Annotated in this window: 38 protein-coding genes and 1 pseudogene; 32 read left to right on the forward strand and 7 right to left on the reverse strand. The window is 68.4% G+C overall.

Features of this window, described 5'->3' with window-relative positions; genetic code table 11:
* The first annotated feature begins 23 nt into the window (after positions 1-23).
* From DMP23_RS00080 to DMP23_RS00095, 4 genes are read left to right on the forward strand one after another with little or no spacing between them, the layout of a single operon-like run.
* Positions 24-2,054: a hypothetical protein gene (locus tag DMP23_RS00080; protein WP_337819719.1), complete on the forward strand. Its 2,031-nt coding sequence runs from the start codon at positions 24-26 to the stop codon at positions 2,052-2,054.
* Entirely contained in the window at positions 2,051-2,299 is a 249-nt protein-coding gene (locus DMP23_RS00085) for a hypothetical protein (RefSeq protein WP_337819720.1), read from the forward strand. The genes DMP23_RS00080 and DMP23_RS00085 overlap by 4 nt, the downstream gene beginning before the upstream one ends.
* Positions 2,300-2,302: 3 nt before the next feature.
* Positions 2,303-3,136, forward strand: coding sequence for an N-acetylmuramoyl-L-alanine amidase (locus tag DMP23_RS00090; RefSeq protein WP_337819721.1), 834 nt, complete (start codon positions 2,303-2,305; stop codon positions 3,134-3,136).
* Positions 3,133-3,354, forward strand: a complete 222-nt coding sequence (locus DMP23_RS00095) for a hypothetical protein (protein ID WP_337819722.1) — start codon at positions 3,133-3,135, stop codon at positions 3,352-3,354. Before DMP23_RS00090 ends, DMP23_RS00095 begins: the two co-directional genes overlap by 4 nt.
* 85 nt (positions 3,355-3,439) lie before the next feature.
* Here DMP23_RS00095 and DMP23_RS00100 read toward each other — a convergent pair whose 3' ends face one another.
* From DMP23_RS00100 to DMP23_RS00110, 3 genes are all read right to left on the reverse strand, one after another.
* Entirely contained in the window at positions 3,440-4,570 is a 1,131-nt protein-coding gene (locus tag DMP23_RS00100; RefSeq protein ID WP_337819723.1) for a methyltransferase domain-containing protein, read from the reverse strand.
* Positions 4,571-4,704: 134 nt separating this feature from the next.
* The gene (locus DMP23_RS00105) at positions 4,705-5,121 is read right to left on the reverse strand and encodes a hypothetical protein (RefSeq protein WP_337819724.1); all 417 of its coding nucleotides are present in this window, start codon (positions 5,119-5,121) and stop codon (positions 4,705-4,707) included.
* Positions 5,118-5,300: a hypothetical protein gene (locus tag DMP23_RS00110; RefSeq protein WP_337819725.1), complete on the reverse strand. Its 183-nt coding sequence runs from the start codon at positions 5,298-5,300 to the stop codon at positions 5,118-5,120. The genes DMP23_RS00105 and DMP23_RS00110 overlap by 4 nt, the downstream gene beginning before the upstream one ends.
* 186 nt (positions 5,301-5,486) lie before the next feature.
* Here DMP23_RS00110 and DMP23_RS00115 point away from each other — a divergent pair, with 186 nt between their 5' ends.
* Complete coding sequence (locus tag DMP23_RS00115) at positions 5,487-6,719, forward strand: helix-turn-helix transcriptional regulator (protein WP_337819726.1); 1,233 nt, start codon at positions 5,487-5,489, stop codon at positions 6,717-6,719.
* Positions 6,720-6,726: 7 nt separating this feature from the next.
* On the opposite strand, the gene DMP23_RS00120 is transcribed toward DMP23_RS00115, so the two are convergent.
* Together DMP23_RS00120 and DMP23_RS00125 are read right to left on the reverse strand one after the other, a co-directional pair.
* A complete protein-coding gene (locus tag DMP23_RS00120) occupies positions 6,727-7,137 on the reverse strand; it encodes a hypothetical protein (protein WP_337819727.1) in 411 nt (136 codons plus the stop codon).
* 201 nt (positions 7,138-7,338) lie between these two features.
* Positions 7,339-7,479, reverse strand: a complete 141-nt coding sequence (locus DMP23_RS00125) for a hypothetical protein (RefSeq protein WP_337819728.1) — start codon at positions 7,477-7,479, stop codon at positions 7,339-7,341.
* Between the two features lie 7 nt (positions 7,480-7,486).
* Here DMP23_RS00125 and DMP23_RS00130 point away from each other — a divergent pair, with 7 nt between their 5' ends.
* Positions 7,487-9,094: a recombinase family protein gene (locus tag DMP23_RS00130; RefSeq protein ID WP_337819729.1), complete on the forward strand. Its 1,608-nt coding sequence runs from the start codon at positions 7,487-7,489 to the stop codon at positions 9,092-9,094.
* Here the strand turns inward: DMP23_RS00130 and DMP23_RS00135 are convergent.
* Both DMP23_RS00135 and DMP23_RS00140 read right to left on the reverse strand, forming a co-directional pair.
* Positions 9,091-9,378: a hypothetical protein gene (locus tag DMP23_RS00135; protein WP_337819730.1), complete on the reverse strand. Its 288-nt coding sequence runs from the start codon at positions 9,376-9,378 to the stop codon at positions 9,091-9,093. The two genes, DMP23_RS00130 and DMP23_RS00135, sit on opposite strands and share 4 nt — an antisense overlap.
* Before the next feature lie 98 nt (positions 9,379-9,476).
* Entirely contained in the window at positions 9,477-9,917 is a 441-nt protein-coding gene (locus tag DMP23_RS00140) for a helix-turn-helix domain-containing protein (RefSeq protein WP_337819731.1), read from the reverse strand.
* A 171-nt stretch (positions 9,918-10,088) separates the two neighbouring features.
* Here DMP23_RS00140 and DMP23_RS00145 point away from each other — a divergent pair, with 171 nt between their 5' ends.
* From DMP23_RS00145 to DMP23_RS00260, 26 genes and pseudogenes are all read left to right on the forward strand, one after another.
* Positions 10,089-10,316, forward strand: a complete 228-nt coding sequence (locus DMP23_RS00145; protein WP_337819732.1) for a helix-turn-helix domain-containing protein — start codon at positions 10,089-10,091, stop codon at positions 10,314-10,316.
* A 332-nt stretch (positions 10,317-10,648) separates the two neighbouring features.
* Positions 10,649-11,215: a hypothetical protein gene (locus DMP23_RS00150; RefSeq protein WP_337819733.1), complete on the forward strand. Its 567-nt coding sequence runs from the start codon at positions 10,649-10,651 to the stop codon at positions 11,213-11,215.
* Positions 11,215-11,430 carry a hypothetical protein gene (locus DMP23_RS00155; protein WP_337819734.1) on the forward strand — a complete coding sequence of 72 codons (216 nt, stop codon included), beginning with the start codon at positions 11,215-11,217 and terminating at the stop codon, positions 11,428-11,430. Before DMP23_RS00150 ends, DMP23_RS00155 begins: the two co-directional genes overlap by 1 nt.
* Positions 11,427-12,104, forward strand: a complete 678-nt coding sequence (locus DMP23_RS00160; protein WP_337819735.1) for a lambda exonuclease family protein — start codon at positions 11,427-11,429, stop codon at positions 12,102-12,104. Before DMP23_RS00155 ends, DMP23_RS00160 begins: the two co-directional genes overlap by 4 nt.
* Positions 12,104-12,625 carry a hypothetical protein gene (locus DMP23_RS00165; protein ID WP_337819736.1) on the forward strand — a complete coding sequence of 174 codons (522 nt, stop codon included), beginning with the start codon at positions 12,104-12,106 and terminating at the stop codon, positions 12,623-12,625. The genes DMP23_RS00160 and DMP23_RS00165 overlap by 1 nt, the downstream gene beginning before the upstream one ends.
* Positions 12,625-13,059 carry a hypothetical protein gene (locus DMP23_RS00170; RefSeq protein ID WP_337819737.1) on the forward strand — a complete coding sequence of 145 codons (435 nt, stop codon included), beginning with the start codon at positions 12,625-12,627 and terminating at the stop codon, positions 13,057-13,059. Before DMP23_RS00165 ends, DMP23_RS00170 begins: the two co-directional genes overlap by 1 nt.
* A complete protein-coding gene (locus DMP23_RS00175; RefSeq protein WP_337819738.1) occupies positions 13,056-13,277 on the forward strand; it encodes a helix-turn-helix domain-containing protein in 222 nt (73 codons plus the stop codon). The genes DMP23_RS00170 and DMP23_RS00175 overlap by 4 nt, the downstream gene beginning before the upstream one ends.
* Positions 13,274-13,807, forward strand: a pseudogene (locus DMP23_RS47950) (DNA cytosine methyltransferase); the annotation flags it as partial. The gene DMP23_RS00175 and the pseudogene DMP23_RS47950, both read left to right, overlap by 4 nt.
* A gap of 459 nt (positions 13,808-14,266) precedes the next feature.
* Positions 14,267-14,428, forward strand: a complete 162-nt coding sequence (locus tag DMP23_RS00180) for a hypothetical protein (protein ID WP_337819739.1) — start codon at positions 14,267-14,269, stop codon at positions 14,426-14,428.
* Complete coding sequence (locus tag DMP23_RS00185; protein WP_337819740.1) at positions 14,425-14,652, forward strand: hypothetical protein; 228 nt, start codon at positions 14,425-14,427, stop codon at positions 14,650-14,652. Before DMP23_RS00180 ends, DMP23_RS00185 begins: the two co-directional genes overlap by 4 nt.
* Positions 14,633-15,490 (forward strand): hypothetical protein, encoded by an 858-nt coding sequence (locus DMP23_RS00190; protein WP_337819741.1) that lies wholly within the window; start codon positions 14,633-14,635, stop codon positions 15,488-15,490. Before DMP23_RS00185 ends, DMP23_RS00190 begins: the two co-directional genes overlap by 20 nt.
* A gap of 5 nt (positions 15,491-15,495) precedes the next feature.
* Positions 15,496-16,122: an ATP-binding protein gene (locus DMP23_RS00195; RefSeq protein WP_337819742.1), complete on the forward strand. Its 627-nt coding sequence runs from the start codon at positions 15,496-15,498 to the stop codon at positions 16,120-16,122.
* Positions 16,119-16,376 (forward strand): hypothetical protein, encoded by a 258-nt coding sequence (locus DMP23_RS00200; RefSeq protein ID WP_337819743.1) that lies wholly within the window; start codon positions 16,119-16,121, stop codon positions 16,374-16,376. Before DMP23_RS00195 ends, DMP23_RS00200 begins: the two co-directional genes overlap by 4 nt.
* Positions 16,373-17,158, forward strand: coding sequence for a hypothetical protein (locus DMP23_RS00205; RefSeq protein WP_337819744.1), 786 nt, complete (start codon positions 16,373-16,375; stop codon positions 17,156-17,158). Before DMP23_RS00200 ends, DMP23_RS00205 begins: the two co-directional genes overlap by 4 nt.
* A complete protein-coding gene (locus DMP23_RS00210; protein ID WP_337819745.1) occupies positions 17,151-17,621 on the forward strand; it encodes a hypothetical protein in 471 nt (156 codons plus the stop codon). Before DMP23_RS00205 ends, DMP23_RS00210 begins: the two co-directional genes overlap by 8 nt.
* Positions 17,510-17,743, forward strand: coding sequence for a helix-turn-helix domain-containing protein (locus DMP23_RS47955; protein WP_443111238.1), 234 nt, complete (start codon positions 17,510-17,512; stop codon positions 17,741-17,743). Before DMP23_RS00210 ends, DMP23_RS47955 begins: the two co-directional genes overlap by 112 nt.
* 468 nt (positions 17,744-18,211) lie before the next feature.
* Positions 18,212-18,508, forward strand: coding sequence for a terminase small subunit (locus DMP23_RS00215; RefSeq protein WP_337819746.1), 297 nt, complete (start codon positions 18,212-18,214; stop codon positions 18,506-18,508).
* Complete coding sequence (locus DMP23_RS00220; protein ID WP_337819747.1) at positions 18,468-20,036, forward strand: terminase; 1,569 nt, start codon at positions 18,468-18,470, stop codon at positions 20,034-20,036. Before DMP23_RS00215 ends, DMP23_RS00220 begins: the two co-directional genes overlap by 41 nt.
* A gap of 63 nt (positions 20,037-20,099) precedes the next feature.
* Complete coding sequence (locus DMP23_RS00225) at positions 20,100-23,177, forward strand: phage portal protein (RefSeq protein ID WP_337819748.1); 3,078 nt, start codon at positions 20,100-20,102, stop codon at positions 23,175-23,177.
* Positions 23,177-23,443, forward strand: a complete 267-nt coding sequence (locus DMP23_RS00230) for a hypothetical protein (RefSeq protein ID WP_337819749.1) — start codon at positions 23,177-23,179, stop codon at positions 23,441-23,443. The genes DMP23_RS00225 and DMP23_RS00230 overlap by 1 nt, the downstream gene beginning before the upstream one ends.
* Positions 23,443-23,790, forward strand: coding sequence for a hypothetical protein (locus tag DMP23_RS00235; protein WP_337819750.1), 348 nt, complete (start codon positions 23,443-23,445; stop codon positions 23,788-23,790). The genes DMP23_RS00230 and DMP23_RS00235 overlap by 1 nt, the downstream gene beginning before the upstream one ends.
* The gene (locus DMP23_RS00240) at positions 23,787-24,155 is read left to right on the forward strand and encodes a hypothetical protein (RefSeq protein ID WP_337819751.1); all 369 of its coding nucleotides are present in this window, start codon (positions 23,787-23,789) and stop codon (positions 24,153-24,155) included. The genes DMP23_RS00235 and DMP23_RS00240 overlap by 4 nt, the downstream gene beginning before the upstream one ends.
* A gap of 12 nt (positions 24,156-24,167) precedes the next feature.
* Positions 24,168-24,578, forward strand: coding sequence for a hypothetical protein (locus DMP23_RS00245; RefSeq protein WP_337819752.1), 411 nt, complete (start codon positions 24,168-24,170; stop codon positions 24,576-24,578).
* A 15-nt stretch (positions 24,579-24,593) separates the two neighbouring features.
* A complete protein-coding gene (locus DMP23_RS00250; RefSeq protein WP_337819753.1) occupies positions 24,594-24,947 on the forward strand; it encodes a hypothetical protein in 354 nt (117 codons plus the stop codon).
* Positions 24,948-24,957: 10 nt separating this feature from the next.
* Positions 24,958-25,233, forward strand: a complete 276-nt coding sequence (locus DMP23_RS00255) for a hypothetical protein (protein ID WP_337819754.1) — start codon at positions 24,958-24,960, stop codon at positions 25,231-25,233.
* A gap of 5 nt (positions 25,234-25,238) precedes the next feature.
* The gene (locus tag DMP23_RS00260; protein ID WP_337819755.1) at positions 25,239-25,418 is read left to right on the forward strand and encodes a hypothetical protein; all 180 of its coding nucleotides are present in this window, start codon (positions 25,239-25,241) and stop codon (positions 25,416-25,418) included.
* The last annotated feature ends 21 nt before the right edge of the window (positions 25,419-25,439 follow it).

A 25,439-nucleotide genomic window follows, 5' to 3' on the forward strand; every position in this document is an offset into this window, starting at 1 on the left:
CGCACTCGCCCGCGTCGGACCGGATGGCGCAAATCCGCGACGCCCGAAACATCTCGCCGCAGACCTTCGCAGCGAGCGGCGGGTCGGTCGGCGCCTGCATAGACACCGTGGTGCAGCAGGCGCTCCCCGGCGCGGTCACCGACTACGGGACGTGGGACGCGTACGGGACGTGGTTCGCAACCTCGCACGTGATGGGCGACGACCGGTTGCCGTTCCTGCAAGACCTGCTCGCCGCGTACGGGATGTACGCGTATTTCGACTACCGCGGCGTATACACGGTCCGGCCGGTCCCGGACGTGACCACGACGAGTCCGGTGTGGACGATCAACGCCGGGCGCAACGGCGTGCTCACCGAGATGAAGCGGAAGATTTCCCGCGACGCGGTGTACAACGTCGTCGTCGCGCGCGGCGAGCCGGTCGGCGAACTGCCCCCGGTGCAAGGAATCGCCTACGACAACAACCCCGCCTCGCCGACCTACGCGCTCGGCCCGTTCGGCGTGGTGCCCACCTACTACAGCTCGTCGTTCATGACCACGGTCTCGCAGTGCGAAGGCGCAGCCCGCGCGCAGCTGGCCAAGGCCACCGGCCTGCCCTACTCGGTCAGCCTCGGCAGCGTGCCGAACCCCGCGTTGGAAGGCTGGGATGTCGTGACGGTGGACAACGGCACCGACAACCCGGAAACACACGTGCTGGACCGGATCACCTACGGCCTCACCCCCGACAGCTCGATGGGGCATGGACACCCGCAAGCAATATTTGGAGGCAGCATGATCGCCGGAAGCGACGGCGCGCTGCTCGCCGCGCTCATCGCCGAGGCCGGCCGCGGCCCGTCCGGCAGCGAAGACCTGTCCAACTACACCGGGCAGATTGTTGCGTGGGACGCGATCTCGGGCACGAACGTGGTGCACGTCAACGGCGGCGACATCCCGAACATGCGCGTCATCCAGTCCGGAATCGGTCTCTCGTACCAGGTCGGCGACGTCGTGAACATCAGCCGCCGCGGGACGCAATGGTTCATCAACGGCAAAGTCGGCGCGCCCGGCGCGGGCGCGGGCAACCAGATTCAGTCCGCCGACGTACCGGCGAACGAGACAACCACCTCGACCGGGTTCACCGACCTCGCCACCGTCGGCCCGTCCGTGACCCTCACTATCGGATCGTCTCGGCGCGCCCTCGTCAGCATCTCTGCCTACCTTTCCCTTGCCTCGAACGACAACAACTATGCCGGGGGCGTGATGGGGTTCGTGGTTTCCGGGGCCAGTTCGATCGGCGTGTCGAGGACAATCGCCGCCGATATCGCGGCGGGCGGCCTCGGGGTGTCGATCGGCCGAACGATGCTGTTCACAGCCGCCGACGGGCTCAACCCCGGCGTGAACACGTTTTACGTGCAAGTACAAAGCAGACACGTCGTTCTATCCGGCGACGATCGGCCAGTCGCAACATCACCGTCATTCCCTTCTGAGGAGGAACCCGGAATGCCTTTCACCACACCGATCTACGGGTTCCGTTACCCGGCGCTCACCGAACCGCCGAACGGCCCGGACCAGGTCAAGAACCTTGCTCTGGACGTGGAATCGAAGTTCGCCGTCAACGACGCCAAGGGCTATGCGCTCGGCATCGTGGCGCAGACGGTGTACACCGCAGACGGCGCGTCGGGCAGCGGGACGGAGACGGCCGCCGACTCGCAGACGTTCACGCTCGACGTCAGCCGGCAGTACGAGTTCGAGTGGCAGGGCTGTGTCACCGCCACTGCGGCAAACCCGTACATGAACTTCACGTTCCGCATCGCGAACGGAGCGTCTGCCAGCACGAGCAGCCCCCTCGTCCGCACCTACCTCCTTCCGGTCTGGGGCAGCAGCAAGTTCCACTACGCGCAGCTGACGTGCCCGGTGAAGGGCAGCTTCCTGGCGGGGCTGGGTCTGGCCAACGGTCAGGCGACGGTCCGGGTGTGCGCCTACATCACCGCCGGGAACGGCGGCGGCAGCTGGGCAATCAGGGGGGCGGCCGACGACGCGCGCCAGTTCACCGTGAGGGACGCGGGGACCAACCGATGAGCGCCGACGATCGCCGCGGAGCAGACGGCGTCACCATCACCAACCGGGAGATCTACGACCAGGTGCTACAGACCAAAGCGCTCACTGAACAGCTGGTGCAGAAAATCGACGCAATCGAAACCCGCGACCGCGACCACGAAACCCGAATCCGTTCCCTGGAACGAAAAGTGTGGATGGCTCTCGGCGGCGGGACTGCGCTCGGCGGTGCCGCGGGCGCACTCGCAACGTTCATCCTCGGAGGTTGACCCATGATGCTGACCACGCTCGCCGACATCGCGCGGTCCGCGGGGCTGCGCGTCGTCGAGCAGTCCGGTTGGAAGACCCGCGGGCACGGCCAGATGTCCGGCGTCCGCGCCGTCGTCTGCCACCACACCGCAGGCCCGGCCACGGGCACCGCGCCCTCGCTCGGCGTCGTTCAGAACGGCCGCGCCGACCTCGCCGGTCCGCTCGCGCACTACGTGCTCGGCCGCGACGGCACCGTGTACGTCGTCGCCGCCGGGCTGTGCTGGCACGCCGGCGCGGTGCTCAATTCGTCGTGGGGCAACGCCTACGCCATCGGGATCGAGGCCGAGGCGACCGGCGTAGACGACTGGCCCGACGACCAGATCGACGCCTACGCCCGTCTCTGCCGCGCGCTGTGCGCGGCGTTCGATCTGCCGGTCTCGGCCGTGCTCGGCCACAAGGAGGTGTGCTCGCCGCGCGGCCGGAAGAGCGACCCCAACTTCGACATGAGCGGGTTCCGCGCCCGCGTCACCGCCGCCAACAACAACACCACTGGAGGTTTCCTCATGCAGCTCACCGACACCCAGCAGCAGCAGCTCTACACGTGGGTCAAGGGCCTGTACACCGACGCCTCGGAAACGTGGCTCGCCAACGGGAAAGGCTCGCTGACGCAGGGCAAGGCAATCGCCCAGATCTACGCCGACATGAAGTGGATGGCCTCCATCGTGGCCAACACGCCCGACCTCAACGGCGACGGCAAGCAGGGTGACGTGTCGCTGGTCAACTTCCGCCAGTGGCTCGTGGACACGCTCAAGGGCGTGGACGCCAAGCTCGCCGAGCTGAAGCCGGTCGCGCAGTGACCGCCCCGGAGCAGCCGAGCCGCGTCGACACCGAGCCGGTGAGCATCGCCGAGGCGGTGCGCCTGGTCCTCGTCGCCGTCGTCGCCATCGGCTGGTGGGTGATCCCGGACCAGACCATCAACGTGATCGTGTCCGCGGTCGGCGCGATCCTGTCCGTCGTGAGCAGCGTGCTCGTCCGTCGCCGCGTCGTGCCGGTCGCCAAGCTCGACCAGGACTAGCCCGGAGCATGGAACCGCCCCGCCGCGCTACCGAGGGAGGTGGCTGCGCGGCGGGGCGGGGCTGTGCAGGCGAAAACTGGCCTGACTACCGGAGCGTGATGCTCTGGCTTTCGCGGGTGATGGTCCATTTCCAGTCCGTAATGGACGGTCGACCTTGGCTGTGCCACCAGCGGCGCGCGGCGAGTGCTTCCGACCAGAGCTTTCGGATGCCTGCCTGCCGGACGTGGTATCGGCCGTCGGCGGTCGCGCAGACCGATGCCCACGAATGTGTTACGGGATCGCGGAACCACGCCTCGTCGCCGTGCTCTCGTTTCCGGATTCCTGCGCGGCATCCGGGCATCGCAACGGCCAGCGCCCACCGCGCCGAGGGCTCGTCCAATAGCGGCCACGGCGCAACAGCGGTGCTGTACTCGGAGATCTTGGCCCCTTGCGTGTCCCATTCCGGGAGTTCGTCCGGGACGTCCGGCGAGCGGCGAGTGCGGGACTCCATGAACGCCACGCCCATTGGCAGCGTTTCGCCGGTCGCGGTGCCGTCGTCGTGGACGGTGAAACGCACGAGCGGCCCGGCGGCGAGGTCTCCGCGGACCGGAGCGAGGATGATGCCGCCGGGCCGAGTCTGCTCTACCCACGCGTACGGCACGTGCCCCAGGTGCACGGCCGCGGTAGCGATGACGCGGTCGAACGGGCCGTCGTCGCTGGAGCCGAGGCCCCCGTCTTGGGCCAGGACCGTGGTGTTCACACAGTCGAAGTCGAGCAGCGCGGTTTCGGCCCACTCGGCTAGCTGAGCGTCGATCTCCATCGTCGTGACCTTGCCGCCCGCGCCGACCAGCTCGGCGAGCAGCGCGGCGTTGTAGCCGGTGCCGGTGCCGATTTCGAGGACCGACATGCCCGGTTGGACGTCCAGCTCATTGAGCATCCCGAGCACGACCGAGGGTTGCGAGGCCGAGCAGGTGGGGTAGTCGCCAGCTTCCGGCCATTCGGTGCGGCCGTCGTCGTACTGGACCACGATGGAGACATCCGAGTAGACGGCGCTGCGCCAGGTCTCGGGATCCGCTCGGCGGTCGATGGGTACGCGCTTGACCCATCCGCGAGTGGGGATGAAGTGCTCGCGCGGAACAGCTTCGAGCAGCGGGCCGAGGCCGGACGGCAGGTTGTCCGTCCGGCCCAGCTCCGCCACCAGGGCGCGCACGCCCGCGTGGGTGGAGGAATCCGTCACTTGTCGGTGCCGCTTTCTGTCGTGTGGCCGTCGGAACCCTTGCCGAGGTGATCGGTCTTGGAGTCGTCGTCACCCTTGTCGTGCTTGCCATCGGCGAAAGACGCCATGCTCATTGTTGCCTCCATCTGTCGGTTCTACTGTCGCCGCGCTCGTTTCGGCGCGGGGTCTTGGACAAGGCCGGTCGGCCGGATCGTGACCGGGCGGCCGATGTCGGCGGGCACGCCGGAGCCGGGTGCCGGCCGGAGGACTTGAAATGGCGCGTCCGCCGACCCCGGCGGGCTGATCGTGAGCACGGCCCGCATCGTCCACACCGGGTCGGCGCCGTACTGCCAGGACACCACCGTTGGCCGGAAAACGTCGGTGCCGGGGAACCGCGGCGTCCGGTACGCGGTCGCGCTTTCCTCGCTGCGGATGATGAGCACGTCCGTGCACGTCAGCCACTCGAAGGTCGCGGCGAACAGCGTCGGCGAGTCTGACCTGCCGAAGAGGTAGAGCGTCCACTTGTGGTAGCGCAGCTCCCGGAAGAGGTCATGGAGGGAAAGCCCGGTCATCGGGTCCGCGCCTCCTCGACCAACCGGCAGGCAATCCGCTGCCGCCGCTGGCGCTTCTGCCGCTGCCGTGCATGCTTGAACTTCGACGCCCATTTGATAGCCACTCCGATCACGTACGCGGCAACGGCTATGGCTGCGACCTCGGCGACCAGCGCCACGCCGAGCATCCCGATATCCACGTCGTCACCTTCTCCCCAGTCCGGTGGTAGGGCTGGCCCGAACACCTCGGATGACCTTGCGGCGTGCTCGGCGGCTTGACCAGGAAGCAGTCCGGCAAGGACCGGCAACCAACCGGCAACGGGTACGCTTGACCAGCGGTTACGTTGTGGGCAGAAGTGATCAAACGTCGCACGATTGGACTACGCATGACGGTGGGGCGGCCGGGACTGCGGCGGGCGCGCGAAGCGATCGGCATCACGCAAGAGCAGCTGGCAGAGCGCGTCGAGGTTTCCGAGCGGACCGTGCGCTACTGGGAAAGCGGAGCATCGTCTCCGGCGCTGCACGTCCGGCCGCGGCTCGCGCGCGAGCTGGAGATCTCGCGCGCCGAGCTCGAAGCGCACATCAACGGCGACAGCGACCGGTTTTCGCCCGAGCCGCCGCCGAGCGCGTCGGCGCTGCGACCGGTCGGCAGCAACGCCGAGGACGACGAGGCAGCCGCGCTGGAGCTGTCGCAACGCGTCGCGGCGAGCGACGTCGGCAACGCGACGCTGTGCCAGTTGGAGGCCATCGTGGACGACGTCGCGATCGCCTACGCGACCACCTCGCCGTCACTGCTGGCACCACGGATCCGCGGGTACATCGACTACGTTTCCCGGCTCATGGACTCCCGGATGACGCTGTCCGAGCACCGGCGATTGCTCGTCGTCGGCGGTTGGCTCTCGCTGCTTTCCGCGACAGTGAACATCGATCTCAACCGAACCGCGGCGGCGCGCGCGAGGCTCCGCAACGCGCACGATTTCGCCAGAGACGCGGGCCACGACGAGATTCGCGCGTGGGGGTACGAGACGGAGGCATGGCACCTTCTCACGGAGAAGGACTATGTCGGCGCGCTCGACCTGTCTCGGCGGGCGCAGGCATTCGCGCCGCGCGGAAGCTCGATCGAGATCCAGGCGTCCGCGCAGGAAGGGCGCGCGCTGGCGCGGCTCGGCGACCGCCGCGAGATGTACACCGTGCTGAGCCGGGTCGCCACGCTCGTGTCGCCGCTGAAGGTGCCAGACCGGCCGGAGCACCACTACCGGTACGACCCAAACAAGTCCGTTGCCTACATGGCCACGACGCTGGCGTGGGCTGGCGACCCGGCCGCCGAGACCTTCGCGCGCGAGATCATCAAACGGCTTGAACGCCAGACCCCGGACGGCAAATGGCCGCGGCGCGTCGCCTCGGCGAACCTCGACCTGGCGCTAGCGCTGATCTCGACGGACCGGCTCGACGAAGCGGTCGGCGCGACGCATTCTGCGCTGGCGTCCGGCCGCGTGGTCCCCTCGAACTACTGGCGAGCCGAGGAAGTGGTGGACCAGGTCGAGGCGCGCAAGATGAGCGAAGCGCGAGATCTGCGCGACGCATACGAAGAGATGCGGCACTCCGGCACGTCGCGCTGAGCTAGCGCTACCTCTCCGTCCGGCCGAGCAGTGACCGCGCGGACGCTAGCTCGGAGTCGGTGCAGCCAAAACCGCGGTCCCTGAGATAGGGCGTGAACGTCGAGCCCAGCAGTTTCGAGCCGCAGTCGGCGACGGGCTCAAGGCCGTCGCCGTACGCCTGGATGGTGCGGTGGCCGTACTTCGACCATTGGCGTGTGTGCATCCACTCGTGGTTGACCACGTCGACCATGAGATTGCACGGGGTCCGCGGTGACACGCGCACCTGCATGGTGCCGTACAGGTCGACCAGCCCCCACAGGCCCTTATACGGCGGCTCGGCGATGGTCCAGGTGAAGCCGCTGCGGCCGAGCTGGTCGAGCTGCCGGTTCATCACCGCGGCGCGGTCGCACGTCACCTGGTCGCGATCGGCCGGCGTCAAGGCGGCCGATCGCGCGGCCGGGTCGACCGGCGGTGAGAAGCTGGTCAGCCCGAATGCGACGACGAGGATCGCCAGCAGGGTCGAGACCGCTCGGGAAGTGAGGGACCTCGGTCTGTCGGAGTCGCCCCCCCACGATGCCCCCTTCTGCGCGGTACACAGAGGGATCGCGACGCCCGCGAGGTCTGTTACACACGAGGGCGGTCATCGGCTCTCGGTGCCTTCCGCGCGCCGCCGGTAGCCGCGGCTCCAGTCAAGCGGGCCCGCGACGCCGTCGAGCGCGGCAATGAATGAACGGGTGCACGCCGGGCACAGGTCTTCCGAGGTGATCCACCCCTCTGCCATGCTCTCGATGCAGCTCGACAGTGCGGACCCCTTCGGGGTCTGGCATGCAGGGATGGTCATGGGCTCGCTCACCTCGCGACGACGTAGCGCTGAGTACGTCTTCAAGGAAAGCGCCGAAGGGCGCTTGCTGTCAATACGCACTCTAGGGCAGACTCGTCACGTGACCCAGCATGTGGCGCTCTACCTGCGCATTTCCGAGTCCAGCCCGGACAGCATCGAAGATCAGGAGTACCAGGGGCGCGAGTATGCCGCCTCCCGCTGGCCCGACCTGCCGATCGAGATCTACGCCGAGGACGGGTTCAGCGGCGAGAAGGAAGACGTGATCCGGCCGCAGTACGACCGGCTCCGTGCAGCCGTCGAGCGCCGCGCGGTCGCGCACATCTGGGTCGCCGAGCAGTCCCGCATTGAGCGCAACAAGGTGCGGTGGTTTCACCTCGCCCAAGAGCTGGTAGACGGCGGGGTCCACGAGCTGCACTGCCGCCGCGAGGGCATCGTGCAGGTCGACAGCGAGATCGCGGACATTCGCGCAGTCCTGAACGCGCACGAGGTGCGCAAGCTCCGCGGGCGCGTGAACGACAAGCTCGCCACGAACGCGGCCCGCGGCAACGCGCCCGCCTCGCTGCCGTTCGGCTACCGACGCGAGGGCAAGACGTACAAGATCGTTCCCGAGCAGGCGGCTGAGATACAGCTTGCGGCCAAGCGCGTGCTGTCCGGCTGGTCGATGAAGAGCATCGCACTCGACATGCGAAATCGCGGCGTTCGCAGCGCGCGGGGCGGCAAGATCACGGGGGCGACCGTGAAGGCATTCCTCACGACACCGGCGATAGCCGGGTTGCGTGTCTACCGGGAAGAGGTCGCCGGCAAGGGCAACTGGGAGTACATCATCAAGCCGGCGGAGTGGCGCGCCGTGTGCGCGAAGCTGTCGCGGCCCCGCGTGGTGACGGGCGCCCGCGGGCCCTACGAGGTGAGCCAAGCGTGCCTGACTGGATCCACCGGCCGCAAGTACCTGCTGACGGGCGGTCTGATTGTCTGCGGCGTTTGCAACGCGCAGCTGATCGGATCCCTGAAGACGGTCAAGCCGGTGCCGGGCAAGACGCCACGCGAGCCGAAGCCCTATTTCTTCTGCCACAACGTCAAGGGTGGTCGGGGATGCGTCGCCGCGGTCATGGCCCGGGTGGACGATTACGTGCTCGACCAACTGTGGGAAAAGCTGGACAGCCCGGAGTTCCGCGCGCACTTCGGCGGCGACGAGTACGCCGACCGGCGAGACCAGCTGACCGACGCACTGTCCACCGTGGACAGTCAGCGCCTTGAGCTGGCCGCCGAGTGGGCAACACCCGGCGCGCTGACGATGAGCGAGTGGCGGGAAGCGCGCACGGCACTCGACGCCCAACAGCGAACGCTGATGAGCGAACTCGCGGCGCTTCCCGCACCGCGGGAATCCCTTCCGAACATCGCGGTCGTGCGCGAGGCGTGGCCAGACATGACGCTCGACGAGCAGCGGGCTTTCGTCCGCGAGTACGTCGAGCGCGTCACGCTCCGGCGGCGCCCGACAGGCAAGGGCTCCGGAAACTCTGTCGAACAACGCGTATCCGTCGAGTGGCGGCGGCGCTAGCGCACCACCCGCAGCGGCCGGGGGTCCGCTCCGTCGTTGTCGAGCACATGGATGATCGCGCGGCGCTCGGCGAGGTCAATGCGGCGCGTGATCTCCCGGACGGTGCGCGCGTGCGCCGCGAGCCCGATGGTGGCGACGCCGGACAGGATGAGCGTCGCTATCGACATGTCCCACACTGCCGGGCGGATGAGCTGCGTGCCCTCGACAAAAAGATAGGTGGCCTGGACCACCACGAACGATGCTGCGAGGGCGAACGCCACTGCCAGCCAAACCCGGTAACGCATGCCCGGTTCTCCGTCTCCCCATCTGGATTAGTACATGCGTTCTATATTTCGGCAGATAGCGGGCGTTAACCTGCACCGGAGCGATTCACTCGAACGCCCTAGCGCCCGCTAGCTGCGGTTATCTCGTCGGCCAGCTGCGGGAGCACGCCACGTCGCCGCGCGATCGTCGTCGCCGTCTCGATGGTCGACTCCGCTTCCGCGTCGTCGCCGGCCTCGCGAAGCGACACGGCAAGGTCGAGCAGCGCGCGCACGGCAGCGATTGCATCCGTCCTGCCGTCCGGGCGCCGGATCGGCGCGGGTTCCGCGATCGACGTGGGCTCGTTGCCTCGCTTGATGGCGTCCACGGATCCCGGCTCCCATCGCAGGGCGTCTTCCAGCAGACGTTTGTTCGTAGGCCGCAGGCGGCGGCCGGCTGCTGCTGCGCGGATCGTCTCGCGCGACATGCCCGCGGCGTCGGCCAGCTCGACGAGGGTGAGCCCGAGCTGACTGCGCCGCTTGTCTATCCACCAGCCGAGGCTTTGTTCGGGGTATTCGACCATAACCACAGGGTAACGTGGCAAAACGTGGCAAGTCTAGGTGTGCTCTGGGTCACAGTAGACGTCGTATCGCCACGTCCATGCGTTACTCGGCCATGTTTCGCCACGTTAAATGCCCTGTAACGCCGCTTTCCGCGTTGACGACGTGGCGAAACTGGGCATAACGTGGCGATCATGCGAACGAGAAAGATCGACGGAACCAAGATCCGTCTGGCCCGCGAGGACGCCGGTCTGACCCAAGCCAAGCTCGCCGCGATCCTCCGCATCGCCCCGTCCACGGTCGGCCACTGGGAGATCGGCAACCGCTCGCCCGGCCCCGCCGCCTTCCGCTCCCTGTGCAAGACGCTCCGGGTCACCGCCGCCGACCTCACCGCGGACCAGACCAGTGTCACGGCGGCCTGACCCGTGTCCGGCAAGCGCGCCAACACAAGCTCCGCCAACCGCTACCCCTGCGGCCCGTGCAACGGCAACGGAACGGTGCCAGTCGACCCCAACGACCGGCGCAAGGGCGACAAGCAGTGCACCAACTGCGGAGGCATGGGAACGCTCGGCGGAACCTGAACCGGTCTACGCCTACGAGGATCCGGCAGCACTGGCCCGCGGGGCCCGCATCATCCTCGCCGCGCTGGCCCGACGCGCCGCCCGCGAAGCGCAATCCCCTGCCGCATAAGGAAAAGCCCGCCCCGTGCGGACACACGGAACGGGCTACGACCAAAGGAAAACGGGAAAATCCAATGATCGAATTCGTGCAGTATCTCACGGGCACCCGCGCCCCGCATCGGGCGGCGCTCGAAACGCTGCTCGCCGTCGAATGCGGCGTGCTTGGCTACGCGCCCGACGATGTCCTGTGGCGGACCGATGTCCTGCTCGACCTTGAGCGCGTCGGCCTCACCGCGTGGGACCCGCGGCGCGGCGAATGCATCACCGACACCGGTCGCTCGCTGGTGGTCGGGCTGGCCCGGGTGGACGCCGAGACCGAGTACGCGGTCCGCGCGACCACGACCGGCTACGTGGGCAAGCACCGCAAACACGTTGCCACGGCGCAGCTTCAGTCGGCGGCACCCGAGGATTGCGAAGAGTGCGGGCTCGCCAACCACGTTGTGACGGTGCAGCTGTACCCGCGCCCCGACGAGAGCCGCGCGGACGCTCGCACCGAGCTGCAACGGGTGTGCCACCACTGCGCGTTCGGGTCGCCCGGTCACCCCGAACTTGGCTTGCTGGCCAGGTTGCGGAACGAGCAGGCCGAGGGCGACGACCGCGACATCGAGTTCGAGTTGCTGCGCGACGGGCGGTGGGTGTGATGCCCAGCAACGAGCGAGAAATCCGGCAGATCAAATCGGCGGTCGCGCGCATCGCCGAAATCCGCGACGAGTACTTGGCAGAGGCCAAAAAGGGCGTCGACGTCGCTCACTCCATCGGCGTCGCGCGGGGCGCTAACCACGCGCTGCACGCACTGCACGCGTTCACGGACGGCAAGTACGGCGAGCAGTGGGCACCGGTGGAGTCCCTGACATGACCCTCATCGAATACCCGGACGTGATCCAGGGCTCCGACGAGTGGTACGAGCAGCGGCGCGGCATCGTGACCTCGTCCGTCGTCGGACAGCTCGTCACTCCGAGGACGCGGAAGCCCGCGGCCAACGACCAGAGCCGCGGGATCACCGCGCAACTCGTCGCCGAACGCATCACCGGATACGTCGACCCCACCTTCGTCGGCGACGACATGCTGCGCGGCATCGAGGACGAGCCACGGGCGCGCGACCTGTACGCCAAGGTCTACGACCGCCCCGTCCGCGAGGTCGGTTTCCTGCACCGCAAGGAAACCACGTGGCAGCTCGGCTACTCGCCGGACGGTCTTGTCGGCGACGACGGCCTGATCGAGGTGAAGTCGCGCCGCTCCAAACTCCACCTCCGCACCATCCTCGCGGACGAAGTGCCCGCGCAGTACATGGCGCAGTGTCAAGCCGGTCTGCTCGTCAGTGGCCGGGCGTGGCTCGACTTCATCTCGTTCTGCGGCGGAATGCCGATGTGGCACAAGCGAGTCCTGCCCGACCCGGAATGGCACGCCGCGATCATCGCCGCCGTCGAGCGGTTCGAGGTCGCCGCCGCCGAGATGACCGCCGACTACCTCGCGAAAACCGACGGCCTCCCCGCCACCGAGCGGATCACCCTTATGGAGATGAGGATTTAATGGACCTCTCCGACACCATCGCCCCGACGAGCGACCAGCTCGACGCCGTCGATTTGCTCGGCGGGCCGCGCACGTTCACAGTCGAGCGGGTCACCGCGGGCAACGACGAGCAGCCCGTCAATATCAAGTTCGCCGAGTTCCCGCGAGTCTGGCGGCCGGGCAAGTCGATGCGGCGTGTGCTCGTCGCGTGCTGGGGTCCCGACGCGGCAACGTACGTCGGGCGTCGTGTGACGCTGTACTGCGACACCTCGGTTCGGTTCGGCGGACAGGAGGTCGGCGGGACACGCATCTCCCACCTGAGTCACCTCGACAAGCGGCGGCAAGTGCCGCTGCTCGTCTCGCGCGGGAAAAGTGCCGTGTTCGTCGTGCAGCCGCTCGTCGAGACGGCCGAGTCCCGCATCGCCGAGTTCAAGCGGGAGTGGAAAACCGCCGACCCCGAGCGGCGCAAGGTCATCGAGGCCGAGGTAGCCGCGCTGACCGGCGGCACCGAATCCGCCGAAACCACCGCGGGCGGTGAATGATGGCCGCGCCCCGCAACACGATGGTGATCAAGGCGACCCGGCCCGGGGTCGTGGACACGGGAATCCGGGCGGCGAACGAACCGCCGTTGCTGTCCAAAGAGGACCGGATCATCCGGCGCGTGGTCGCCGAGCACCGGCGCGGCACCTCGCCGCACTCGATCGCCGCTGACCTCACCGCCGACACCGAATACACCACTGTCGCCGAGGTGCGCGCGATCATCGCCGAGCACGCGCCGAAACCCGCCGAGCGGAAGCCGCCGCGCCCGGCCGGGCAGCCGATCGACACGGAGCTTCTGGTCGAGATGTACCAGCGGGGCGACCCGATCGCCGCTATCCGCGCCGAGCTGAACATCGGCCGGAGGACGGTGCACCGGTTGCTGCGCGCCGCCGGAGTGCAGCCCTCACGGGTCAACGGCCATGGGAACAAGCCGTGAGCGGCGACCGGCCGCGGCTGACCGAGCGGGAGCAGCAGACGCTCCGCGGTGCCGCACTGGGCAAGACCAATGCGGAGATCGCCGCCGAACTGTGGCTGTCCGTCGAAACCATCCGCACCCACGCGAAAAGCGTCGTCCGCAAGCTCGGCGCACGCGACCGGCCGCACGCTGTCCACCTTGGACACGTCCACGGCTACCTCACCATGGAGGGCTCATGAAAGCCGGGTCCCTGTTCACGGGCACGGGCGCGTTGGACATGGCGGCGGCCGAGGTGTTCGACGCCGAGCCGGTGTGGTTTGCCGACATCGACCCGGCGGCGTCCGCGCTGCTCGCGCACCGCTACCCGGGTGTGCCGAACCTGCGCGACATTACGGCCGTTGACTGGGACCTGGTCGCGCTGCTCGCCCCGATCGAGTTGCTATTCGCTGGCTGGCCGTGCCAGCCGTTCTCCCTTGCTGGCAAACGGAAAGGTGCCGAAGATGAGCGGGCGCTCTGGCCCGAAGTGGACCGATGCATTCGCGCACTACGACCACGATACGTGCTGTTGGAAAACGTCCCAGCTGTCGTTGGAGCTGAACTCGGACGAGTCGCCGACACCCTGGCCGCGTGCGGGTATCGCTTCGCGTGGGTCTGCCTACCCGCTTCCGCCGTGGGTGCCCCGCACAAGCGCGAGCGGTTCTTCCTCCTCGCGGTTGCTGAAGACGCCGACCGCGCAGCTGGCGGTGAACGGCGGGAGCCAGCACCCAGACAAGCGGAAAGCCGGCGGGCACGGGCCGACGCTCGCGGACGAGGTGGAGCATCTGCTGCCGACTCCGCTGGCGAACATGAACGGCCCGTCACAGCGGGAGCTCGACGCCGGAAACCCGAAGAACCGGCTGGAAACAGCGCTACACCTGCTGCCGACACCGAATACGGGTCTCAGCCCGAATGGCCACGGCCGACGCGGCGGCAAGCCAGGGAACGGGCATCAGAGCGGCGCGGACCTGGATGTGGTTGTGAAGATGCTTCCGACTCCGACTGTGGGGGACGCGACGGGGGGACACACAACCACCGGTCACGGCACGCCACTTCTGAACGGGTTAGCCCGACAGTTGTCGACTGGGCTGGCTACACCCCCGCAATCCGCCGATGGGAAGCCATCCTCGGACGGCCAGCACCCGCACCTACCGTTCCCGGATCACGCGGCGGACATGTCCTGAATCCCGCGTTGCCCGAGTGGATGATGGGGCTTCCCGCCGGCTGGATCACCGGTGTTCCCGGGTTGTCCCGCGCGCAGCAGCTCAAGCTTGCCGGTAACGGTGTCGTGTGGCAGCAGGCGGCCGAGGCGTACCGGTACCTGCTCGGTGTCCTGAGGGACGCTGCCGCGTGACCGCCGAGGCCGTGTCCGCGTGCTGCCGAGGCGAGATCCCCGCCGACGCCCTCGACACCCGCGACCGCGAAACCGTCGTCGCCCGGCTGCACGCGGCCGGCCTCACCGACACCGAGATCGCCGAGGCAACCCGGCTCACCACTTACACCACTGGTCGCATCCGGGCCCGGCTCGGACTGGCGGCGCACGAGAGAAAGAGAGCACATGCCTTGGTTCGCCGTTGACGACGGTTTCGCCGACCACCCGAAGGCGATCCGCGCCGGTAACGCAGCTCTCGGCCTGTGGGTGCGCGCCGGTGCCTGGTCGGCGAAGCACCTGACAGACGGGTTCGTGCCGGACGAGATCGCGTTCATGCACGGCACGCCGACTCAGGCCGCGAAGCTGGTCCGGGTGGGACTGTGGCGGGTCGCGGAAGGCGGTTTCCAGTTCCACGACTGGAGCGACGACCGACGCAACCCGACGCGCGCCGAGGTGACCCGTCGACGCGCCGAAAACGCCGCGAGGCAGGCGCGGTGGCGCTCCGGACGGCGCGCGGGCAGCGCGCGAGCCGACTCCGAGCAGCACGGGAACGAATCGGGAGAAGCGTCGGAATCGATTGCCAGCAAGGAAAACTCTCAGAAACCGCAGGTAGACGGGGGCAGTAGACGCGTTACTAACGCGCCCGACGACGTTACGTCTAACACTGCCCCCTCCCCTCCCCTCCACTCCCCTCCCAAAGAAGAAAAGACCTTCGCCGATTCCGGCGAGTCCGCTCCGGCAGAGCCGAAGCGACCGACCTACCCCGAAGCGTTCGAGCGAGCCTGGACCGCCTACGGCCGCAAGGGCGGGAAGCGGACCGCGTTCGCCGAGTGGCAGCGCGCCGTCAAGCGCGCACCTGTCGAGCGGATCACCGAAGCGATCCCGCCGTACGTGCACGCGACACCCGAACTGCGGTACCGCAAGGACTTTGAACGCTGGCTCAAGGGCGACGGATGGGAATCCCAACCGCCCCCGCTGACCAACGCCAACGGCTACGCGCCGTTCGCCTCACCCGACCCCGCCCGCTATCACGAGGACTGGTAACCCACATGGAAACCCTCACCGTCACCGGGGAACTGGTCGACTCCGCGTGGACCGACGACAACCGCGCGCACGGCACCGACACACTCGCCCGCGTCCCGCACCGCTACGCCGACGCCACCGCCGACCACCCCGAGGTGCGCGACTGGTGCGAGCAGCTGCTCGCCGAGGCCGCCCGCACCGCCCGCACCGGCAACCCGGTCATCAAGCGCGGCCCGTCGCTGGCGATCCTCGGCAGCGTCGGCACCGGCAAGACCCACCAGGCTTACGGCGCCGTCCGAGACCTGGCGACCTCCGGCGCGCAACTCCGCTGGGAAGTCGTCACCGCGGCCGACCTGTACGCCCAGCTGCGCCCGTCGAGCGGAGTGCACGGCGAGGCCGCGTTCCGCCGGTTCGCGTACGCGCCGCTGCTCGTGCTCGACGACATCGGCGCGGCCAAGGCGAGCGAGTGGGTCGAAGAGATCAACTACCGGATTATCAATCACCGGTACGAGAACCGGCTCGCGACCGTGATCACCACCAACCTCGCGCCCCGCGACCTCGCGGCCGGCCTCGGCGAGCGGGTCGCGTCCCGGATCGTCGAGATGTGCACCCGCGTGGTGCTCGACGGCCCGGACCGGCGGCGGCGCCGGTGAGCGTCGAATCCGAGTGGGCCGAGGTCGCCCGCGCATCCGCCCAGCGACGGCAGGACCGGCGCGCACTGGTCCTCTCCTACGCCGATCTCCGCGACCAGCTATGCCGCGAGCCGATCGGCTACCGCCACCACGACCAGTGGAACGGCTACGCCCCGCCGGGCAACACCGCCCGCGCAATCGCGCTCCGCGGACTCGTCGCCGAGGCCGAGAAGCGCCAGAACGTCCACAACACCACCGAGGAGACAAACCGATGAACCCCGACGAAATCAGCGCGATCGTCCGCGACCCCAACGATCCGCGCTACCCGTGTCGCCTCGGCGTGTTCTGCGATCGCTGCGGAACCGAGTGGGTGGGCGACTTCCTCGTATCTGACGAGGTGTCCAGTCCTGAGCGGTTGAAGATCGTCCGTGATCACGTGAGCGGAAAGCTCGGCTGGGTCTGCGAGCAGTCCGGCGACTTCTGTCCTGCCTGCAACCAACGTCGCCGCGCCGATGCCGCGGAGGCGAAGCTCGCAGACGCTTTGCGGTGCATCAGCACACGCGAGGAGCAGATCACGACCGGCACGAGCCGCCTCGGCGAGATCCGCCGCGAGCGCGACGCCGTCCTGTCGAAGCTCGACGCGATCGCCGACCACGCCGCCGGTTTCCATGCCGCGATGCTCGGCCCGGCCCGCTGCAACCCCGACAGCGTCCGCACCCGCGCGGTGGCTGCTCTCGACGGCATCCGGGACGTGATCACCGACCAGAGCCCGGCCGCTAGCGAACGATCCGACGAGCCCATGACGGACCGCGAGGAGCCGTGCGACTGCCAGCCGTTCGACTTCTGCCCCAAGTGCTGCACCCCCGAATCGCAGGAGGAAACCAGGATCCGTCAGCTGGCCTATTGCGAAGCGTCGGTCCAAGCCTCGACGGATCCGGAAGACGGCGAGCAGTGCAGGGAGCTTCGCGAGCACGGCTCGATCTACTGCGAGCAACACGGCTCGCGCGGCGACCTCGACGCCCGCATCCTCCGCGGCGAGGAGGACGACCGTGCCTAGGAACCGGGCCAGCGCGAAGAAAGCCGGGTCGCTGTTTGAGCGGCAGGTAGCCGACTACCTCGCCCACCAACTCGCCGACGACCGCATCGACCGCCGCGTCCGCTCAGGCGCGAAGGACCGCGGCGACATCGCCGGCGTCCGCATCCACGGGCAACGCGTCGTCCTCGAATGCAAAAACACCACCCGCTGGGACATCGCCGGCTGGCTCCGCGAAACCGACATCGAACGCGGCAATGACGATGCGCTAGCCGGGCTCGTCGTCGCCAAACGACGCGGAATCGGCGATCCCGGCCAAGCGCTCGTCATGTGCACCTTGAACGACCTTGCCGCACTACTGGGAGGAAAACGGCCATGGCCAACGACACCACTGGAATCGGCCGATACCTCCGCCGCCTACGCGAAGAACGCGGCCTCAGCCAAGCCGAAACAGCCCACCGAGCAGGCATCACCCGCGAATCCGTAAGCGCCATCGAGAACGGCCACCAAGACCCCCGCATCGGCACCGTCCGCCGCTACTGCGACGCCATCGGCGCACGCATCCACATCGGACTCGCACAACCCGACCTAACCACCACAGACGGTTAGAATCGCGACCATGGCCGACCACCAGCGACCAGGCGACACCACCCGCAAGGGCTACGGCGCACAACACCAACGCCTACGCGCAGCCCTCGCACCACGCGTCGCCACAGGCACAGTCGCGTGCGCACGGTGCGGCTACCTCATCGCACCCGGCACACCGTGGGACCTCGGCCACCGCGACGGCACCGGCAAGCGCGAATACCAGGGACCAGAACACCGGTCCTGCAACCGCGCTGCCGGTGCCGCTGCCCGCGAGACAGCCCGCACCGCCGACCCCCCACCCCGACCCATGACCAGGTGGTGACCCATGCACAACACACAAGGCCCTGACCTGCACAAACAAACGTACACAATGGACAGAGCCACTGACCTGCCGTTTTTCCCCACCGGCACCCCCCTACTGATCCAAGTCCCTGTCAATCTCTCTCTCCCCGCGTTTTCTGGGGGTCCGCGGTGACCGCTGGGGCGGGTGTGGACCCGCTGGACATGCTTGGCGCGGTTCGGGCCGCAGTGGGCGTGCTGGAGATCTCTGGGGAGGACAAGGGCGCGGTTGCACTGGCCTTGCGGCTAGCGGTCGCGATCGACGAAGAGGATTCGGGCAGGACGGTGGCGGAGTTGTCCGGGCGGCTGCTGGCCGTGCTCGAAAGCCTCGGCGCGACACCGGCGGCGCGCAAGGCACTGGCGAAGGGGGTGCCGGCCAATGGCGCAGCTAAGCAGTCCGCCCTTGATGAGCTTCGGAAGCGACGGGAGCAGCGCCGCAACGGCTGACATCGTCGGCTCGACGGTGCCGCGGATCTGGACGCCGCCGCTGCGCGAGTTGACGCCGGAGACCAGCTACGGGTTCGACGTGTGTGATTTCGCGCGCGATCCGTTGGGGCACCCGCTCGACCCGTGGCAGGAATGGCTTGCGATCCACGCGGGCGAGTTGCTGCCGGACGGGCGGCCGCGGTTCCGCAAGGTGCTCGTGCTGGTGTCGCGGCAGAACGGCAAAACCGAAGTGGTGGTGGTGCTGACGCTGTTCTGGCTGTTCGTCGACCGGGTTCCGCTGGTGCTGGGCACCTCGACAAAGCTCGATTACGCCGCCGAGTCGTGGCGTAAAGCGGGCCGTCTCGCGCGCCAGGTCGAGGACCTGGCCGCCGAGATCCCGGCGAAGGGCGGCATCCGCAAGGCGAACGGCGAGCAGGTGCTGTGGCGCGCGGACGAGGTCGAGCAGGTGCTCGACGAGGGCAGCCGGTACAAAATCGCCGCCTCGAATGAGGAAGGCGGGCGGTCGCTCACGATCGATCGGCTGGTGCTCGATGAGCTGCGGCAGCACCACGACTACAGCGCGTACGACGCGTCGGTTCCGGCGACGAACGCGGTGCGGGACGCACAGGTGTGGGCGATGTCGAACGCCGGCTCGGATCGGTCGGTGGTGCTGAACGACTTGCGCGACGCCGCTATCAAGTTCATCGAGACCGGCGAGGGTGACCCGCGGCTGGGGATCTTCGAGTGGTCCGCGCCCGATGGGTCGTCCCCGCTCGACCTGAACGCGCTTGCGCAGGCGAACCCGAACCTTGGCCACCGGATCGACCCGGAGGCGTTGCTCGGCGATGCCGCTGTCGCGGTGGAGAAGGGCGGCGAGAAGCTGGCCGGGTTCCTCACTGAGAACATGTGCATCCGCGTGAAGATCATCGACAGCGCGATCGATCACGCGAAGTGGGCCGACTGTCTCGATGCCGGCGACCTCGCGGACGCGCGCGGCCGAGTGGCGTTGTGCGTCGACGTGTCGATCGACGGACAGCACGCCGCGCTCGTTGCTGCCGCGTTGCTGCCGGACGGACGGGTGCGCGTCGAGGTGGTCGAGGCATGGGATGGTCCGGGATGCACACAGGCGCTGCGGAAGGCGTTGCCCGCGACGGTCGCCAAGGTCCGGCCGCAGAAACTCGGGTGGTTCCCGAACGGTCCGGCCGCGGCGGTGGCGGCGGATCTGGCGGACCGCAAGCAGGGTCCGCGCGGAGCGTGGCCGCCGCGCGGTGTCGAGGTCGCGGAGATCACGCGCGAAACGACGGCGGTGTGCATGGGTTTCGCGGAGCAGGTCAAAAGTGGTCAGATCGCGCACTCGGATGACCCGCTGCTGAACGCGCACGTGACGAGCGCGGAGAAGCTGAGGCAGGGCGACGTGTGGCGGTTCACGCGGAAGGGCGCGGGGCATTGCGACGCGGTGTACGCCGCGGCGGGTGCGGTCCATTTGGCGCGGACGCTGCCGCCGCCCCCAGCGCGAGCATTCGTTGTGGTGGCCCGTCCGCGTGAGTGAGGAATAGTCCACATCGGACCGTCCGGCGTGATTTTACCGTTCTGGTAGCCATATTGTGGCCGCGTGGGATTGTGGCGTGACCTGTTCATGTGGGGCAACGGGCCTGAGCCCGCGCCCGAACGCGTCCACGCACAGGCCGAGCCCGCCGAAGTGCCGCGGTGGGCTCGACCCCTGAATTTCACTCTTGAGGTTCCGCCGGAACTTGCGGCTGGCGCGCCGATCGACGTTGACGGGCTGCTGTCGACGCGGGTCCCGCGCCGCCTGGCGATGTCTGTCGGTGCGGTGAAGCGCTCCCGCGACCTGATCTGCGGGACGCTCGGCGCGCTGCCGTTGCAGACGCACGACGCATCGCGCGCGGTTGTGGACAGCACCTACACCCTCTTGCAGCAGCCCGAACCCGACATCGCCCGCGCGGTCACGATGACGCGCACGATAGAAGACATGCTCTTCGAGGGCGTTTCCTGGTGGCGTGTAACCAAATTCGGATGGCACGGCTACCCGACACAGGTTCGTCGTCTGGAGCCGCGATCGGTGACCGTGCGCGAGGACTACCGGGTTTACGTCTCGTCCGCGACCGGGATGCCGCAGGGCTCGGCGTGGGAACCAGTCCCGGACGCCGAGCTGATCCGCATCGACTCGCCGAACGACCCGCTGTTGCAGGCCGCCGCACGAGCGATCCGGATTGCGCTGCTGCTCGACGCCGCGGTTGCGCGGTCGGCTAAGGACCCGTTGCCGCTGGGCTATTTCTCACCCGCCGACGGGGCTGTCGACCCGACCGAGGACGAGGTGCAGGACATCCTCACCAAGTGGGCGGAAGCGAACCGCGACCGCGCGTGGGGCTACATCGGCGCAGCGCTCAAGGCGAACACGTTGCAGTGGTCCCCGGAACAGTTGCAGCTATCGTCCGCGCGTGATGCCGCGGTGCTGGAGATCTCGCGGCATACCGGGCTCGACCCGGAAGACCTCGGCGTGTCGACAACCTCGCGCACGTACGCGAACGCGGAGCAACGCCGCCTCGACCTGATCGACTTTGTGTTGCGCCCGTTCGCCGCGGCGATCGAGGACCGGCTCTCGATGCCGGACGTTCTCCCGCGCGGCTACACCGCCCGCTACGAGTACGCGCACTTTCTCAAGTCGGACACGCTCACGCGAATGCAGGCTTACAAGGCCGGGCGCGAGGTGGGCGTCTACAACGACGAGCGCATTGCCGTGCTGGAGAACATCCCGACCGCCACCGTCCCGAAGACCCCGGCTCCGGCAACGCCCCCGACGCCGCCGGAGCCGGGCACCCCCGCCGAGGAGCCACCCGTGTCCGCTGCCGCTGCCGCGCCGTTCCCGACCGTCCGGTTCTCCGACGACAACCCGGGCACGCTCACGCTCGGATTCGAGCTCACCCCGGCCGCCGCCGAGTTCACTGTGGACAGTGCCAAGCGGATGGTGTCCGGTATCGCTGTCCCGTGGGGCGCGGTCGCCCGATCTGGCGGCATGAAGTGGAAGTTCGCGAAGGACTCGCTTCATTGGGGCGGGGACGATTCCCGCGTCAAGCTCAACCGCGATCACGACCGCTACCAGTCATTCGGCTACGCGTCCAAGCTCGCAAGCACCGATGCTGGGCTCGCTGCCGCGTTCCGCGTCGGCCGCGGCGCGGACGGCGACGCGATGCTCGCCCTCGCCGAGGACAAGGTCTACGACGGTTTCTCGATCGAAGTCGACTTCGAGCCGGGCGATGGCTGGGAGCCCGACCCGACCGACGAAACCGTGGCCCTGGTCTACAGCGCCACTCTGCGCGCGGTCGCGCTGACCGCGATGCCCGCTTTCGACGGCGCGCGGGTCGCGTCCGTCGCCGCCACCCGAGAGAAGAAGGAACCCACCATGACCGCACCCGCGGAGACCACCGCCCCGCCGGCCGCGAGCGCGGCCCCTGATTTCGCCGCGTTCACCGCTGGCCTGTCCGAAGCGATCGGCTCGGCTGTTGCCGAGGCATTCGCGAAGCTTCCCGCGCCGCAGGGCCGCGAGGTGATCCCGGCCGGGCAGGCCGCGACGGTCACCAGCGAGCCGCTGGTGTACCAGATGGACGGTCACGGACCGTCCATGATCAAGGATGCGTGGAAGTCCCGCACCGAGGGCGACGTGGACGCGCGCGGCCGTCTGGAGAAATTCAGCTTGCAGCTGGCCGACTCGCAGCGTCGCGCCGCCGGGCAGGCTGCCTCGGCGTCGTTCGCGGGCGGCAACACCAGCAACGCTGCCGCGATCATCCCGCCCGGCTACCGCCCGGACCTGTACGTGACGCAGCTGCTCAAGGGGCGGCCGTTGTGGGGTTCGGTGTCGCGCGGCACCCTGACCGACGCGACGCCATTCACCATCCCGGCCTACACGTCGAGCAGCGGCATGGCGGGCGACCACACCGAGGGCAACAACCCGGGCTCCGGCACGCTGGTCGTGGGCACCAAGACCGTCACCCCGAACGCGGTCTCCGGTCTGTTCACCATCACCCGCGAGATCGCCGACAGCTCGAACCCCGCGATTGACGCCATCGCCACGCAGGCGATGAGCGAGGCGTACAGCCAGAATGCGGAGGCGAAGCTCTACGCCGAGCTGAACGGCCCGAACGGACAGGGCGGCACCATCACCTCGGGGCAGGTCCCGTCGGGCGCGTACGTCTACACCTCGGCCAGCGACGCTGGCACCCCGGGCGGCGAGAAGCTGCTCGCGACCGAGCGGCGGGTGCTCGCCGAGTTCCCGTTCCACCGGTTCGCGGCGCCGACCATCGCGCACCTATCGCAGGAGGGCACCACTGGTTTCGCGACCGCAGTGGACGGCAATGGCCGTCCGCTGCTGCCGAGCATCGGCGCGCAGAACAGCGCCGGCGTCGGCAACGCGGTCACGCAGGGCTGGTACGTGGACGGCCTGCCGAACGTGCCGACCTGGTCGATGAGCGGCAATGCCGCGGGCGACGCGGACGTGCTGATCTTCAACCGGAACGACGTGTGGGCGTGGGAGTCGCCGCTGCTGACGTTCCGGTTCGAGGAGCGGGGCGGCCCGGCGAACATCGATTTGGCCTTGTTCGGCTACGTCGCGGTGCGGCTGCTGCGCCCGACCGGCCTGCACGCCATCCGCCACACCGTCACCCCGGGTGCCTGATGGCAAACCGTAGGGGCACGGCGGGCTCGGCGGGCACTGCGCCCGTCGAGCAGCCCGCCGTCGAGCCGGTCCCGGTCGAGGTCGAGCAGCCGCTCGCCGAGCAGCCCGCGGCGGCCGTCGAATCGGCCGAGGCCGACCAGGAAGCGCACGCGGACAACGAGGCCGCCGCCCAGCTGGCCGACCTCGAAGCGAGCGACACGACCACCGACTACACGCGCCGCGCTGGCGGCTACGTGCTGACCGACCGCGGTTGGGTGCTGAACTGATGACCACGTGGCCGCCCACGCTCGACGAGCTAAGGGCCGACTTGCAGGTGCCGGATGGCGTCACCGACGACGATCCGGCCTTGCAGGCATGCCTTGACGCTGCGGTGACGTTCGTCGAGCGCGTGCGGTCCGATGTGGACTTCGCGCCGCATCCGCTCGGCAAGGCACCGGGTGCCGACCTGGCGCTCGGCACGCTCCGGCTGGCCGGGCGGTGGTTCACTCGCCGCCGGTCACCGGACGCGCTGATCAGCATGGGCGATCTGGGGTCGGCGCGCGTCCCTTCGTTCGACCCGGACATCGACCAGCTGTTGCGGGTCGGCCGTTTCGCGCGGGCGGTGGTCGCATGACCACCGTTCCGGAAGCGGTCGCCGCGTTGCGCACCGTGCTCGAAACCGTTGCCTCACTGGGCAAGCGGATCCATGAGGACCCGGGCGCATCGGTGCAGGGCGAAGCGTCGGCGGTGATTACTCCGCCGGTGCTGGAGTGGGGCGGGTTCGGCGGATCGGCGCCGAGCGAGGCGACGTTCGTGGTGCACCTGGTGGTCCCGTTCGACCAGTACGCGACGGCCCGGCTCTACAAGCTCGTCGAGCCGGTCGTCGCAGCGATCGAGGGCGACCCGTTGTTCGCGGTGTCGTCGGCATCCCCGGCCCTGCTCCAGATGGGCGGGTCACAGCTTCCCACGTACGCCATCACGGTTGACGTGGGTTTGTAGGAGGAGGAAGCGATGTCGCTCAAGGTGCGGCGGCTCAAGATCATCACGCTGACCATCGGCGGCGTGTCCGTTGAATGTCAGCTCAACAGCTGGAAACTCGACCCGGGCGTGCAGGACGGCGACCGGCTGTACAGCTTCTGCCCGGACGGCGAGGACGTCAGCGAAACCGACAGCGAGCCCACGTTGCAGGTGAAGACCTACAGCAAGTGGACCGCGGGCGGCTTCGAGGACTTCCTGTGGACCAACCGCGGCACGGTCGTGGGTTTCGAGCTGAACCACCACCCGGACATCCCCGGCGAACACGTGCGCTGGACCGGGCAGCTGAAGATTCAGCCCGCGCCGGTCGGCGGCGACCGCGGCGACAACGAAGAAACCGACATCACGTTCCAGGTGATCGGCGATCCCGACTACTCGCGGCCGTAAGGGAGAAAACCAGCCATGGCGCGCACATCTGTCACTACGCAGAAGGTCAGCTACGCCGGTGTGAGCACCGCGGGCGCGTCGCCGACCGCCGAGGGCGACATCGTCGACACCGGCGGGACCGTGTTCCTCCTCGTCTCGAACACCGGGGCCGCGTCCGCGACGGTGACCATCCAGACTCCCGCCACCTACGACTCACTCGCGGTCGAGGACTTGACGGTGTCGCTGCCCGCCGGAGCGTCCAAGGCGATCGGTCCACTTCGGACGGAGACGTTCGGTTTCCCGGCAGGGGACGTGAACGCGGGCAAGGCGTTCATCGACTACACCGGCACCGTCGCCGACCTCAAGCGCACCGTTCTGTCCCTCACCTAGGAGAAACCCCATGCTCACCCTGAAAATCACCGGCGACAACGGCTTCGACAACGAGGTAGTCGCGAAGCCGCGGCACATCCTCGCGTTCGAGCGCGCGACCGGGATCAAGCTCTCCGACTTCGAGGACGAGATCTCGATGGAGACGGTCTACAGGCTCGGCCACCTGGTGATGCGGATGACGCATCCGGAGGACACTCCCGCGAAGCTGGCCGACTTCGAGGAGACCTTCGACGTGTTCCCGGTCGGCGGTGACGACGAGCCGGACCCTGGCCCCGCGGGAGCCTGAACCGGGTGGTGCTTGAGCTTTCGATCGTCACCGGGATCGCGCCCCGCCACATTGAAGAACTCGACCACAGGTCACTGATCACGATGGCCCACCTGGTCGACCAGTCCAACAAAGCCAGCAACGGAAAAACCTCGGGGCCAGGTCAAGGCCCGAGCCGCTACGGCTCCGCCCAGATGTCCGGATGAGCGCGAGGGAGGTGCACCCGG

This window comes from Amycolatopsis sp. A1MSW2902 (genome assembly GCF_017312175.1).
Lineage (GTDB): Bacteria > Actinomycetota > Actinomycetes > Mycobacteriales > Pseudonocardiaceae > Amycolatopsis > Amycolatopsis nivea.